Raw genomic sequence first — 12,558 nt, 5'->3', positions numbered from 1 at the left:
CTTTGCAAAGAATTAGAGTATAAACTTTGAACTTGGAGAAGTATAAAACAAAATAATTTCATGAGTATTTATCTATTTGGGTCAATAGTATGGACTTTGTGCTATCTTTGTGGTCCTTTTGAAAATTTTATCCAAAAATACAAAATTTAATGAGGATTACCTTTTACGGAGCCGCTCAGAAAGTTACAGGAAGCAAGATAGTTTTAGAATTAGAGGATGAATATAAAATTCTAATCGACTGTGGTTCGGTATTAGACGGTTCTAAAACCGAAGACCATAGCTCACCGTATGGAAATTTTCCATTCGACGCTTCATTGATAAACCTAGTATTATTAACACATGCACACATTGATCATTCGGGTCAAATACCCAATTTATATTTAGATGGCTTTGAAGGCCAGGTACTTTGCACAAGCCCAACCTTAGAGCTTGCAGATTTGCTTTTACATGACTCTGCGTCTTTGAATGCCAGACAAATAAAGCGTATTGAAAAAAGCTACAAAAGGTCTAAAAAGTGGAAATCGATAGAAACCCAGGGTCTTTATTTGAGAAAACAAGTAGACGAGGCCTTGTCTAATTTTGTGCCGATTAGCTTCAATCACAGGTTTAAGTTCAAAGAAAATGGGTATGTTACTTTTTACCCAGCGGGCCACCTTTTGGGTGCTGCTCACATTGTGGTAGAAGTTATGGACAAAGGCGAAATGAAGAAAATTGCCTTTTCGGGTGACATTGGCCGCAAAAACTTCCCACTTTTGGTTGATCCTGAGCCTCTGCCTCAAGTCGACTACCTGGTGATGGAGTCAACCTATGGAAACAGAAAACACTACAATACTGAAACTCCCGAGGAACTTTTAAAAGAGATAATAGAAGAAGCCTGTGTAAATAAGTCTGGTAGGCTGATTGTTCCCGCATTTAGTGTGGGAAGGACGCAGTGTATGCTTTATATGCTAAATAGGCTATATGAAAACTACAACGTTAAGCCAATCAAAGTATTTACGGATAGTCCATTAGCCCGAGCAAGTACTAAAGTGTATGAAAAATACAAGTCACTGTTAAATAAAGAAGCAAAAGAGTTTTACGAAGAAACCGATACGTTGTTTGACTTCGAAAATCTGTATTATTTAGAGTCAGATTTAGCTTCAAAGGCGGTCTCCAATCATTCAGAGCCTTGTATTATCATTTCTTCGTCGGGCATGGTCAAGGGTGGTAGGGTAGAGCATCATATCGAAAAAAACATAGAAAATACCTATGCCACCATTTTGATGATTGGGTATGCAACCGAAGATTCGCTTGGTTCAAAACTGCTTTCTGGTGATGTTAAAGAGCTAAAAATTAATAACAAAAACCTCCAAGTTAGGGCAAATTTAAAGAAAATAGATGTGTTTTCGGGACATGGAGATTTGGATGATTTATTAAATTTTGCAGAAAATCAAAGCAAACAAAAATTAAAAAATCTATTTTTGGTGCACGGAGATAAGGATGCAATGCTTAATTTTAAAAATATTTTGACCGAAAAAGGTTTTCCTAATGTGGAAATGCCTAAAGAAAATCAAACTTTTGAATTGTAAACAATTTTAAATGAGAACTTTATTAGAATTTGAAAAACCAATTGCTGAACTAGAAGCTAAACTTCAAGACATGAAAGATCTAGCTAATGAGAACAATGTGGACGTAAGTGATGCAGTAAGAAACTTAAGTTCGGCAATTGAAACACTTAGAAAAGAAACATTTTCTAATTTGACGAGATGGCAAAGAGTTCAGCTATCAAGACATCCAGATAGACCGTATACGTTAGATTATATAGAAAGAATTTGCTCGGAGTTTCACGAACTTCACGGAGACCGAACAGTAAAAGACGATCCAGCAATTGTAGGCGGCATAGCCAATATAGATGGCCAACCTGTAATGGTTATTGGGCAACAAAAAGGTAGAAAAACCAAAGAAAGGCAATACCGCAACTTTGGAATGCCAAATCCTGAAGGATACCGTAAAGCTTTGCGTTTAATGAAAATGGCAGAGAAATTTGGAATGCCAATCGTTACACTTATTGATACTCCTGGTGCGTTTCCTGGTTTAGAAGCGGAAGAAAGAGGCCAAGGAGAAGCAATTGCAAGAAATCTTAGGGAAATGATGCGGTTGAAAGTTCCTGTAATCTGTGTCATTATAGGTGAAGGTGCTTCAGGCGGAGCATTGGGTATCGGTATTGGTGACCGTGTACTTATGTTAGAAAATTCGTGGTATTCGGTAATTTCACCAGAAAACTGTTCTACTATCCTTTGGAGAACTTGGGAATATAAAGAGCAAGCTGCAGAAGCATTAAAACTAACTGCCCTAGATATGAAAGGCAATGGATTAGTTGATGATATTATTGCAGAGCCTATGGGCGGAGCACATTTAGATTGGGACAAAATGTCTCTTAAACTAAAAAATACGATTATATCAGAGATAACTGCTCTTAAGAAAATATCAGCACATGATAGGATTAATAGTAGAATAGAGAAGTTTTGTTCAATGGGTGTTGTGGTTGAGTAATTCATAATTATGGAAAATAACTATAAGGCCATTGTTTTTGATTTTGGAAATGTAATAATCGATATTGATTTAAATCTTACCTATAAAAAGTTTGCTGAACTAACGTTTAAAAAACCGGAGAAAATAAAGGCTATTTTTGAAGAGAATAGCCTTTTTGAAAAATTTGAAACCGGGCATTTTGACGAGAATGAGTTTAGAGATGTAGTTAGACAAATATTAGGGTTTCCACTAAATGACAATGAAATAGATTTGGCATGGAATAGTCTCTTATTAGAAGTTCCTTCGCACAGGTTCGATTATTTAGAGCGTTTGCGAACCAAAATGCCCATCTATTTGCTGAGTAATACCAATAGCATCCATATTAAAAAGTGCAAAAGCTATTTCAGGCTTAAATTTGGTATTTCTGATTTTACACAGCTTTTTAGAGAGAGCTTTCTTTCTTATGAAATTGAGCTTTGGAAACCGGATTATAAAATTTATGATTACGTATTGAAATCTATAAAACTTGACGCTTCTGAGGTGCTTTTTTTAGATGACAATGCCGATAATATTCAAGCAGCGAGTGACTTGGGTATTCAAACTATCAAGATAAACCCACCCGAATGTTTCACTGACGTTCTCTCTAAAATATATTTAGATGTTTAAATCTCCTTATATCCACATTTGGCTGTTTTTATTGACCTTGCTCACAACCACTGTAGCAGGTGCCGAGTGGGTTTTTGGGAGGTCATTTTTCTTTCATCATGACTCCATGGGGTTTGAGGAGTTTAAACAAGGGTTTTATTTTTCTATACCCTTCTTAGCTTTTTTGACTACGCATGAGTTTGGTCATTATTTTATGGCAAAACTCCGTAAAATTGATGTTTCTCTTCCTTATTATATACCGGTTTGGCTGGTTGTTTTCACTACCATCGGTACGTTTGGTGCTTTTATTCGAATTAAAGAAAAAATAAAAACCAAGTTTGATTATTTCGATATTGGTATTGCTGGGCCTTTGGCTGGTTTTGTGGTAGCTTGTGTGGTTTTGGCATATGGTTTTTATGCACTACCCGGCGACGAATATATTTTTACTATTCACCCCGAATATGCCAATTTTAAAGGTAACTATAGAGATTATCTAAATACAGTTTCAAACTCAGGCGAAGTGGTGGTTTTGGGTAAAAGTTTACTCTATTCGTTTTTTGAAACCACTTTTGCTGATCCAAGTCGTATTCCTCATCCTTACGAATTAACGCATTATCCAATTATAGTGGCGGGTTTTTTGGGCTTGTTATTTACAAGCTTAAATCTTATTCCGATTGGTCAGCTAGACGGAGGTCATATACTTTTTGCACTAATCGGCAAAAAAGCTTTTGATATAGTGTCGCCTGTTTTATTGGTGATTTTGGTATTTTATTCGGGATTAGGCTTATTTAAAGTTGCCGAATTTTCGGTTTATCAAGAAGAACAAACTACCTTAATTTTAAACTTCGGTCTTTTCATTTACTTCAACTATCTCTGTTTTTCTAAAATATTTGATGATAAGCGGAATAACTGGATTTTAGCTCTTTTTGTGGTTTTCACCCAATTGCTACTCAGTAAGTTTTTTCCTACTATCGAAGGATATTCAGGATTTCTTGCATTTGGTTTCTTAATTGGTCGTATATTGGGCGTGTATCACCCACCTGTGGAAGACAACAAACCCTTAAATTTGACCCGGAAAATTCTTGGGTGGTTAGCACTGGTGATTTTTGTGCTATGTTTTTCGCCCAACCCCATAATATAATATGAACGCTATTTTTAAGTTTTTTTTCGATATCTCAGGCTGGAAAATCGAAGGTAATGTACCTACCCATCTTTCAAAGGCGGCTTTTGTGGTTTGTCCACACAATACGTGGAAAGATTTCTTTGTAGGATTGGGCCTTCGAGCAAAAATGGGAATGAATATTGGCTATATAGGAAAAGCTGAACTGTTTAAGCCTCCGTTTGGCTTTATTTTTAGGTGGCTCGGTGGCACTCCTGCTTACAGAACGAGCTCAAACAATATGGTAGATAGCTATGTGGCAGCTATTAAATCTAAAGATGAAATGCTGTTTGCCTTAGCTCCTGAAGGAACTCGTAAAAACGTGGATAAATTGCGTTCAGGTTTTTACTTTATGGCAAATGGGGCCCAAATCCCGATAGTGAGGGTTGGCTTTGATTTAAAAAGAAAAGTAGTGGTAATAGGCGAGCCTTTTATCCCCTCTGGCGATTTTGAGGCCGATATGCAGAAATATTTCGTTAACTTCTTTGATAAAATTCAAGGTCCGCAAAAAGACTGGATTAAAAATTATAAAGCGGGGAAATTTTAATTCAAGTTTTTTAACTTTCGTATCCTTCGCATTATCAGTTTCATATCAATTTTCATTACCTTTGTGCTTTATTTTTAAGGTATAATAAAAGAGCCAATTACGCAATTGAGTTTTTTTTAATTGTTGATATTTAATGAAAAAACAGACCAAGCTTATTCGTATTCAAACCGAAAAAACACAGTTTAGAGAGCATTCTACGCCTCTTTATATGACCAGTAGTTTTTGTTTTGAAGACGCCCAAATGGGAAAAGACTTATTTGACAATTCTCTTGAGGGAAATATTTATTCAAGATTTTCAAATCCTACGGTTCAGGAGTTTGTGGATAAAGTTTGCATGCTCGAAGAAATGGAAGACGGTATAGCTACCTCTACAGGTATGGCGGCAGTATATGCGGGTTTTGCTGCTCATCTTCAAAGCGGCGACCATATAGTTTCTTCAAAAGCTCTTTTTGGTTCTGCCCATCAGATTATTACGCAAATATTGCCCAAGTGGGGTATAAGCCATACCTATGTAAATGCCAGTGAGCCCAAAGAGGTTTGGGAAGCGGCTATCCAGCCAAATACCAAAATGATTTACCTTGAAACTCCCTCAAACCCAGGTTTGGAGTTAGTAGACATGGAAATGGCCGGTCAAATAGCCAAAGCTCATAATTTAATATACTTTGTAGACAATTGTTTTGCCACGCCTGTGCTTCAGGTGCCGGCTACGTATGGAGCCAACTTAGTGGTACATTCAGCTACAAAGTTTATGGACGGGCAAGGTCGTGTTTTAGGTGGAATAATAGTTGGTACTAAAGAGATGATAGAACCGGTAAGGTTTTTTTGTAGACAAACGGGTCCATCGCTTTCTCCATTTAATGCTTGGGTACTATCTAAAAGTCTTGAAACGCTTACGCTTCGTGTAGACAAACATTGCGAAAATGCCGAAAAACTTGCCTTGGCATTAGAAGGTCTGCCTGGCGTTAAAAAAGTAAATTATCCATTTTTGCCTTCGCATCCACAGTATGATCTTGCTAAAAAGCAAATGTCGGCTGGTGGAGCTTTGGTAACTATAGAGTTAGAAGGTGGATTTGAAAGAGTAATTAAGTTTACGAAACTTTTGACCATCCCATCTTTGACTTCAAATTTGGGCGATAGTAGAACCACTATTACAAATCCGGATACCACCACGCACGCTAAAGTCTCAAAGCAAGACAAAGAACTTTTGGGTATTTTTGAAGGGTCAATGCGTATTTCGGTAGGTTTAGAGGATATTGAGGATATAATCGAAGATTTTAAGCAAGCCATTAATGGTTCAAACTAATAATATTTGTCATAAATAAAAAAAGGAGCTTCGAGCTCCTTTTTTTATGGATTTAGTCTAGATACTTTCAATATTTTGAATTGTGTAAAACAAAAAAAAGGAGCAAAATACTCCTTTCGATATCTCTTATCAAAGACCTCTAATTACTTAGCAGATGCTAAATCTCCAATGGTAGAAGTTTTTCTTTTGAATTGTTTTGCGTAGTCAATTTTTAACCAAACATATGTAGCAAGTAACATTAAAAGTAGCACTGAAGTTACAGTTAAAGTAACTGGAGCAAAACCTTTCAAGTCAATCATTAATAAACCAGTAATTAGAATTAATACAGCACCGAAAAAGTGAAGTATGTTAAATAACCATCTGTAAGTTTGCTTGTCTATGCTATTTCTCATTTTGTTGTTCGTTTTATTAAGACAAATATAACATGCTTATTTTGTAATTGTCAAATAAATCAGAATATAATTTTGATTAAAATGAAAAAAAGAAGTTTATAAATGTGTTTAAATTAGAAGATTAAAGAAAAAAATTAGAATAGTACAATAAGTATTTTTGTCATTTTAGAAATAATTGTAGAAAATAGCTTTTATAGGTGTTCGTTTTTCTCTCTTTTCTCTAAAAAATGAGTTTTTTGTGTTTTTGTTAAGATATTTTGCAATTCTTGTATTATTCAAAATTTTATTTTGTTGGCTCAAATAGCTCATTTAAATAATCAAGGTAAGGTTTTAAAACTTTACAGTGTGTTAGCATTATTTCTGTAAAGTCTTTTTTTAGCACTTCTCCATTGGTAAATTTCTTAACAAAGAACATTTCTTTTTTTCTGAGTAATTCTATTTCAGGATGGTCTTTTGAGTATCCTTTAGGACTAGTTACTAACTCTTGCCCATGAACCTCCGGGAAATGATTTCTGAAATTATCAGAGTTTATGATATTTTTAAGTTCTTCGGGGTTATAGTCTATTTCTTGTCTAAATTTTCCTAAGTTTTCTGCAGTGGGCTGCCACATGCCACCGCCAAGCATGGTTTCGTTGTCTTGTAGTTGAATATAGAAGTCTATTTGTCCAGAACTCCTTCCACCTGGTCCAAAAGCCGCCGAAAAATAGGTTTTGTAAGGACTTTTGTCTTTCGAAAAACGAATGTCTCGGTTTATTCTGAAAATACAACTTTTTACATCTGTATATAATAGGTTTTCTTGAATGAGTTTCAGGCCTTCTAAAAGCTCGCTACAAAAATCCACGAAATTTGCTTTTTCATATTCGTACGTGTTTTTGTTATCATTAAACCATTCTCGGGTATTGTTTTTTTCTAAATTCCGTAAAAATTGAAATGTAGTTTCTTGTATCATCTTTTAATGCCTAATTTTGTAAAGATTAAATTTTCATCAAATATATGGCAAGAATCTTAACCGGCATACAAGCAAGCGGAAGACCTCACTTAGGAAATATTTTGGGGGCTATTGAGCCCGCAGTAGCGTTATCACAAAAAAAAGAAAACGAATCATTTCTGTTCATTGCAGATTTACATTCAATGACCACCATAAAAAACACCGAGGTTTTGGTTGAAAATACCAAAGCTGTTGCCTCTGCATGGCTAGCTTGTGGTTTTGATACGGATAGTAATTTTTTCTACCGTCAGTCTCGTTTGGCAGGTTTACATACGGAGTTACTTTGGTACTTATCATGCCTTACGCCTTATCCAATGCTTGCAAACGCACACTCATTTAAAGACAAGTCAGACAAGCTTTCGGATGTAAATGCGGGTCTATTTACTTATCCGGTGCTTCAGGCAGCTGACATTTTACTTTATCAGGCTAATTTGGTCCCAGTCGGAAAAGATCAAAAACAGCACCTCGAAATGTCCAAAGATATTGGGGCGGCGTTTAATCGTACTTATGGAGATTGTTTTGTATTACCAGAGCCTATGATTAATGAGTCGCTTATGGTGATTCCGGGTGTGGATGGAAATAAGATGTCAAAGTCGTATAATAACTATATTGATGTTTTTTTAGGTGAAAAAGAACTTTTGAAACAAGTAAAAAAAATAGTTACAGACGCTACGCCGCTCGAGGAGCCCAAAAATCCAGACACGTGTTTGGTGTTTAAATTGTATGCCCTTGTGGCCACTGAATCTCAAATTGCAGATTTAAGAAAAAAATATTTGGATGGCGGATATGGATATGGGCATGCTAAAAAAGACCTGTTTGATGTTTTATGGAATAAATATGAAAAGCAGCGTGAGGTATTTAATTTTTATATGAATAACAATGATGCCTTGGAAGAAAAGCTACTTATAGGTGAGAAAAAGGCTAGGGTAGTGGCTGAAGAGACGATTGCAAATGCTAGAAAATTATTGGGCTTTTCATAAATATTAACCTTGATAGAGTACTTTATAGATATCGACCAAAAGTTTTTTTTGTTCTTAAATGGTATTCATAGCCCATTTTGGGATAAAATCATGCTGTTGATTACCACTTCACGTACTTGGATACCTTTTTACCTGTTTTTAATTTATATTATTTTTAAAAATAACAAGGTGAAAACAGGTCTTTGGCTGGTGGTTGTTATCTTGATTTCGGTTGGCTTGGCTGACTTTGTGGCTTCAGGTATTATGAAACCCTTCTTTATGCGTTTGAGGCCGTGTTACGAACCTTTGGTTAGTATACAAATGCATATGGTCAAAGACTGTGGTGGGCAATTTGGTTTTGTTTCTTCTCATGCCTCTACTTCATTTGCTTTAGCTTTTAGTTTTACGGCTTTAATAAAAAAATACCGTTTGCTAAATGTTTTTTTGTGGATTTGGGCCTTTATTGTAGCATATAGTAGGATTTATGTGGGTGTGCATTATCCTTTAGATATATTTTTCGGAGCAATAATTGGGTGCTTTTTAAGTTATTTAGTTATATTTATCGCAAACAAATCTATTAACCAATTAAATATATATGAATAAGAAAGTATTTTTAGTATTATCACTTTTTGTATTAACCTTAGCCGCCAAAGCTCAATCTATAACGAGCGGAACTTGGTATAATGAAGAAAAAACAGCCCGCGTGCAATTTTACGAGCAAGGCAATAAAATCTATGGTAAAATAGTTTGGCTCAAAGATCCATTAAAAGATGGAAAACCTAGAACGGATGAATTTAATCCAAACGCAAAGCTAAAAAATAACCCACTTATGGGTCTTGTGTTTTTAAAAGGCTTTGAAAAAGATGGAGAAAATAAGTGGGAAGATGGAGAAATCTATGATCCTAAAAATGGGAAAACATACTCGAGTGAAATGACACTTGTAAATTCGAAACAATTAAACGTAAGGGGATATATAGGGATTTCCTTGATTGGAAGAACTTCAAAATTTACAAAAGCCGATTAACATCGGCTTTTGCCTTTTTTAGACCATAGCTTCAGATAAGATTATCTCCGAAGCCATCTTCAAAATATCTACTTCCTTCAAAATCATCGTCATCATTTCTGCTCTTTTTTGCAATTTTCTTTAATATCGCAATTTGACCGCTGTGGTATAAGTCGTGGTGAATAATACCGTGAATTAACGTATAGTATGTGTATTCACTTCCTGGCACTATCTCTTCTAAGAATGCATCGGTCTTAGATTCTAGTTCTTTGATTAGTTCATCTTGGCTGAGGGTCATTTCCATCATCAAGGTTTCAAGCTCAAACTGGTCTATTTTGTCAAAGTTTCCCCAGTTTTTCTTATCATCTTCAATATTGTAAGTAGAATCTCCTTGAAGACGCTTCAATACAAAGATTCTCCAACTTGTGATGTGATAAATTAATTCTGCAATAGTATGGGCATCCGCTACTTTAAAAGCGGCTTCTTTTGCCGATATACCTTTGGTGAGTTCTAAAACCGAAGGTCCATGCCATGCACCTCCATGAAATGAAGCATTTAATAAGTCCTTAATACGCTCTACTAATAAATTTTCAGTTGCTTTTTTTGCCATTTTTATAATAGTTTATTCCCAAATAACCCAAATCATTCCTAAGTGATAAGTGTCGTGTTGTATTATGCCATTCAATAGTTTATAGTAATCATAATATTCTCCAGGTACTTGTTTGGTTAACAAGTCGTCGTTGTATTTTTCAAGTTCGTCGAGCAACAAACCGTGATATTTCTTTAAGTCGTCTACTAATTTTGGAAAACATTCCGGAGTGGTTTCCGAGTCTTTTCCCCAATTATCATCCTCGGTTTCGAGGCTGTAGTGAATGTTGTCGTTTAGTTTTTCAAGAGCAAATTTTCTCCAAGCGGTAAGGTGGTAAACATGCTGGGTAATGGTTTGTTTTGAAAGTTGATGCTTTTGAGCTACTTTTTCAGCAGGAATACTGTTAAGGATCTCCATTACTGAAGGTCCATGCCAAGCATCTCCTCTAAATACAGTATCTAAATTTTCAGTTATTTTTTCTAATAAATTCATGTTTTCATAAATATTTACAAAAATGAGAAATATAAGGCATTTGAACTGCATGTTGAATGAAAAAATATCTTACCGCTATTTCACTCCTTATTTTATACTTCTCTTTTTTTTGTATTTCTATTTTCTATTATTTGGAAGAACAATTTAAAAGTTAAAGAGTTCTTATCGTTTTTCTAAATTAAATCATCGGTATTTTTTAACATAAAAGCATGTTCATGCCTTGTCATGCCTATTTTTGGGTAATAATCAACAGCTTTTGGTGCTGATAGTAAAATCAAATTAGCAGTAGGGAACGCAAGTTTTGACAATCGTATCAGTTCTTTGCCAATTCCTCGGTGTTGAAATTCTTCGTCCACAGCCAAATCAGATAAATAAGTACAATAAGCCCCGTCTGAGATACTTCTAGCCACACCTACCAATGTCTGATTGTGTCTTGCTGTATAAATTAACTGAGCCCCTGCGAGCATTTTCAAGAGTATATTCTCATCGTCAATGGGTCTTCTTTCTCCCAAAGTTGATTTTATTAAAACTTCTTTAAATTCTTCAACTGTTAGGTTTGGTTCAATTTGATAGCATATTTCAGACATAGTTTTTAAGCGGATATTAGTTCGTCTTTGTCATCCACGAAATTCACGAAAATTGCTGCTAAAATGAAACAAATACCGCCAAGAATCAAACTGTAAACTGTATTGTCATTAAAAAAGTACCTTACAAATAAACCTCCAACTAAGGCATTGAATATTTGAGGAATGGTTATGAATAGGTTGAAAATCCCCATATAAACCCCCATTTTGTTTGGAGCAATAGCTCCACCAAGTATTGCGTATGGCATGGCAAGTATACTTCCCCAAGCAATTCCTACGCCCACCATTGAAAATATTAAGTAGTTAGGGTTTGTAATAAAGTAGATTGAAATTAAACCAGCTGCACCACAAAGAAGCGAAAAAGCGTGGGTCTTTTTTCTGCCAATTGCTTTTGAGATTTTTGGAAGCAAAAATGCATAAACGGCCGATACGGCATTATAAACCCCAAAAATAATGCCTACCCAGTTGCTGGCTTCGTTAAATTTATCCGAAGAATTGTCAGTTGGGTCAAGTCCATAAATGTGCTGAGCTACGGCAGAAGTGGTATACACCCACATAGAAAACAACGCAAACCAAGAAAAGAACTGTACCAAGCCAAGTTGCTTCATGGTTTTGGGCATATTGACTATGTCATGCAGGATATTGGTTTTCTCTTCTATTACCGTTTCAGTTTCGAAAGACTTTAGCACTTCAGGGCTGTACTCAGGCGTAGTAGTAATGGTCCAAATAATAGTTACCAATAAAGTCACGCCTCCTATAATAAATGATAAAATAACATTCATGGGCACACTTCCTGCCTCAGCTGATTTGCTTATTCCAAACCATTCGGCCAAAATATAAGGTAGCCAAGAACCAATTACAGCACCTATTCCTATTAATACAGTTTGAATCGCAAAACCTTTGGTACGCTGGTCTGAGTTTAGTTTATCGCCAACTAAGGCCCTAAACGGCTCCATAGCTACATTAAACGATGCATCCATAATCATTAGGAAGCCTGCACCAACCCACAATGCTGGTAAATATGCAGTAAAACTTCCTGCATTTGGCATTAAGAAAAGTCCAATAGCTGCGAGTATGGCTCCCACTAGAAAAAACGGCCTTCTTCGTCCGAGTTTAGTCCAAGTATTGTCGCTCATTTTACCGATAATCGGTTGCACAATCATTCCGGTTAGTGGTGCTACTATCCAAAACCATGAAAGTTCATGCACGTCTGCTCCAAAATTCATTAAAATCCGACTTGCGTTACCGTTTTGAAGTGCGAACCCCATTTGGATTCCAAGAAATCCTAAACTCATATTCCAAATCGAGATATTGGATAAGTTTGGTTTTGAAGTACTACTTTGAGTACTCATTCCACCTGAATTGGCCATTTTTTTATATTTATAG

General features: G+C 35.7%; 15 protein-coding genes. 9 read left to right on the top strand and 6 right to left on the bottom strand.

Annotated elements, in window-relative coordinates; translation table 11 throughout:
- Positions 1-149: 149 nt before the first annotated feature.
- The 6 genes from ACFOOI_RS04970 (at position 150) to ACFOOI_RS04945 (ending at position 6,165) form a co-directional block, all read left to right on the top strand.
- Positions 150-1,568 carry an MBL fold metallo-hydrolase RNA specificity domain-containing protein gene (locus tag ACFOOI_RS04970; protein WP_379835718.1) on the top strand — a complete coding sequence of 473 codons (1,419 nt, stop codon included), beginning with the start codon at positions 150-152 and terminating at the stop codon, positions 1,566-1,568.
- Between the two features lie 10 nt (positions 1,569-1,578).
- A complete protein-coding gene (locus ACFOOI_RS04965) occupies positions 1,579-2,532 on the top strand; it encodes an acetyl-CoA carboxylase carboxyltransferase subunit alpha (protein ID WP_379835716.1) in 954 nt (317 codons plus the stop codon).
- A 9-nt stretch (positions 2,533-2,541) separates the two neighbouring features.
- Positions 2,542-3,177, top strand: coding sequence for an HAD family hydrolase (locus ACFOOI_RS04960; RefSeq protein ID WP_379835714.1), 636 nt, complete (start codon positions 2,542-2,544; stop codon positions 3,175-3,177).
- On the top strand, positions 3,170-4,297 hold the full coding sequence (locus ACFOOI_RS04955) for a site-2 protease family protein (protein WP_379835712.1): 1,128 nt from the start codon (positions 3,170-3,172) through the stop codon (positions 4,295-4,297). Before ACFOOI_RS04960 ends, ACFOOI_RS04955 begins: the two co-directional genes overlap by 8 nt.
- 1 nt (position 4,298) lies before the next feature.
- Positions 4,299-4,862, top strand: coding sequence for a 1-acyl-sn-glycerol-3-phosphate acyltransferase (locus tag ACFOOI_RS04950; protein ID WP_379835710.1), 564 nt, complete (start codon positions 4,299-4,301; stop codon positions 4,860-4,862).
- Between the two features lie 133 nt (positions 4,863-4,995).
- A complete protein-coding gene (locus ACFOOI_RS04945) occupies positions 4,996-6,165 on the top strand; it encodes a trans-sulfuration enzyme family protein (RefSeq protein ID WP_379835708.1) in 1,170 nt (389 codons plus the stop codon).
- A 143-nt stretch (positions 6,166-6,308) separates the two neighbouring features.
- Here the strand turns inward: ACFOOI_RS04945 and ACFOOI_RS04940 are convergent, their stop codons facing one another.
- Both ACFOOI_RS04940 and ACFOOI_RS04935 read right to left on the bottom strand, forming a co-directional pair.
- The gene (locus tag ACFOOI_RS04940; protein WP_379835706.1) at positions 6,309-6,557 is read right to left on the bottom strand and encodes a hypothetical protein; all 249 of its coding nucleotides are present in this window, start codon (positions 6,555-6,557) and stop codon (positions 6,309-6,311) included.
- 283 nt (positions 6,558-6,840) lie between these two features.
- Positions 6,841-7,506 (bottom strand): DUF2461 domain-containing protein, encoded by a 666-nt coding sequence (locus ACFOOI_RS04935; RefSeq protein WP_379835704.1) that lies wholly within the window; start codon positions 7,504-7,506, stop codon positions 6,841-6,843.
- 44 nt (positions 7,507-7,550) lie between these two features.
- Here ACFOOI_RS04935 and trpS point away from each other — a divergent pair, with 44 nt between their 5' ends.
- From trpS to ACFOOI_RS04920, 3 genes are read left to right on the top strand one after another with little or no spacing between them, the layout of a single operon-like run.
- Positions 7,551-8,525, top strand: coding sequence for a tryptophan--tRNA ligase (gene trpS, locus ACFOOI_RS04930; RefSeq protein WP_379835702.1), 975 nt, complete (start codon positions 7,551-7,553; stop codon positions 8,523-8,525).
- Positions 8,526-8,534: 9 nt separating this feature from the next.
- Positions 8,535-9,107, top strand: coding sequence for a phosphatase PAP2 family protein (locus ACFOOI_RS04925; protein WP_379835700.1), 573 nt, complete (start codon positions 8,535-8,537; stop codon positions 9,105-9,107).
- A complete protein-coding gene (locus ACFOOI_RS04920; protein WP_379835698.1) occupies positions 9,100-9,528 on the top strand; it encodes a DUF2147 domain-containing protein in 429 nt (142 codons plus the stop codon). The genes ACFOOI_RS04925 and ACFOOI_RS04920 overlap by 8 nt, the downstream gene beginning before the upstream one ends.
- Before the next feature lie 31 nt (positions 9,529-9,559).
- Here ACFOOI_RS04920 and ACFOOI_RS04915 read toward each other — a convergent pair whose 3' ends face one another.
- The 4 genes from ACFOOI_RS04915 to ACFOOI_RS04900 all read right to left on the bottom strand — a co-directional run bounded on the left by ACFOOI_RS04915 (position 9,560) and on the right by ACFOOI_RS04900 (position 12,542).
- Complete coding sequence (locus ACFOOI_RS04915) at positions 9,560-10,117, bottom strand: DinB family protein (protein WP_379835696.1); 558 nt, start codon at positions 10,115-10,117, stop codon at positions 9,560-9,562.
- A 12-nt stretch (positions 10,118-10,129) separates the two neighbouring features.
- On the bottom strand, positions 10,130-10,588 hold the full coding sequence (locus tag ACFOOI_RS04910) for a DinB family protein (RefSeq protein ID WP_379835694.1): 459 nt from the start codon (positions 10,586-10,588) through the stop codon (positions 10,130-10,132).
- Between the two features lie 173 nt (positions 10,589-10,761).
- Positions 10,762-11,175, bottom strand: a complete 414-nt coding sequence (locus ACFOOI_RS04905; RefSeq protein WP_379835692.1) for a GNAT family N-acetyltransferase — start codon at positions 11,173-11,175, stop codon at positions 10,762-10,764.
- Positions 11,176-11,180: 5 nt separating this feature from the next.
- The gene (locus tag ACFOOI_RS04900; protein ID WP_379835690.1) at positions 11,181-12,542 is read right to left on the bottom strand and encodes an MFS transporter; all 1,362 of its coding nucleotides are present in this window, start codon (positions 12,540-12,542) and stop codon (positions 11,181-11,183) included.
- Between the last annotated feature and the right edge of the window lie 16 nt (positions 12,543-12,558).

Origin of the sequence: Lacihabitans lacunae (assembly GCF_042649125.1) — a bacterium.
GTDB classification, from domain to species: domain Bacteria; phylum Bacteroidota; class Bacteroidia; order Cytophagales; family Spirosomataceae; genus Leadbetterella; species Leadbetterella lacunae.
Note: the sequence above shows the minus strand (reverse complement) of the source record. Positions and strands in the feature narration are given on the sequence as shown.

What these genes read in the sequence shown, in the direction of transcription:
- ACFOOI_RS04970 (WP_379835718.1), top strand. Translation starts at nt 150, where the DNA reads ATGAGGATTACCTTTTACGGAGCCGCTCAGAAAGTTACAGGAAGCAAG.
- ACFOOI_RS04965 (WP_379835716.1), top strand. Translation starts at nt 1,579, where the DNA reads ATGAGAACTTTATTAGAATTTGAAAAACCAATTGCTGAACTAGAAGCT.
- ACFOOI_RS04960 (WP_379835714.1), top strand. Translation starts at nt 2,542, where the DNA reads ATGGAAAATAACTATAAGGCCATTGTTTTTGATTTTGGAAATGTAATA.
- ACFOOI_RS04955 (WP_379835712.1), top strand. Translation starts at nt 3,170, where the DNA reads ATGTTTAAATCTCCTTATATCCACATTTGGCTGTTTTTATTGACCTTG.
- ACFOOI_RS04950 (WP_379835710.1), top strand. Translation starts at nt 4,299, where the DNA reads ATGAACGCTATTTTTAAGTTTTTTTTCGATATCTCAGGCTGGAAAATC.
- ACFOOI_RS04945 (WP_379835708.1), top strand. Translation starts at nt 4,996, where the DNA reads ATGAAAAAACAGACCAAGCTTATTCGTATTCAAACCGAAAAAACACAG.
- ACFOOI_RS04940 (WP_379835706.1), bottom strand. Translation starts at nt 6,557, where the DNA reads ATGAGAAATAGCATAGACAAGCAAACTTACAGATGGTTATTTAACATA.
- ACFOOI_RS04935 (WP_379835704.1), bottom strand. Translation starts at nt 7,506, where the DNA reads ATGATACAAGAAACTACATTTCAATTTTTACGGAATTTAGAAAAAAAC.
- trpS (WP_379835702.1), top strand. Translation starts at nt 7,551, where the DNA reads ATGGCAAGAATCTTAACCGGCATACAAGCAAGCGGAAGACCTCACTTA.
- ACFOOI_RS04920 (WP_379835698.1), top strand. Translation starts at nt 9,100, where the DNA reads ATGAATAAGAAAGTATTTTTAGTATTATCACTTTTTGTATTAACCTTA.
- ACFOOI_RS04915 (WP_379835696.1), bottom strand. Translation starts at nt 10,117, where the DNA reads ATGGCAAAAAAAGCAACTGAAAATTTATTAGTAGAGCGTATTAAGGAC.
- ACFOOI_RS04910 (WP_379835694.1), bottom strand. Translation starts at nt 10,588, where the DNA reads ATGAATTTATTAGAAAAAATAACTGAAAATTTAGATACTGTATTTAGA.
- ACFOOI_RS04905 (WP_379835692.1), bottom strand. Translation starts at nt 11,175, where the DNA reads ATGTCTGAAATATGCTATCAAATTGAACCAAACCTAACAGTTGAAGAA.
- ACFOOI_RS04900 (WP_379835690.1), bottom strand. Translation starts at nt 12,542, where the DNA reads ATGGCCAATTCAGGTGGAATGAGTACTCAAAGTAGTACTTCAAAACCA.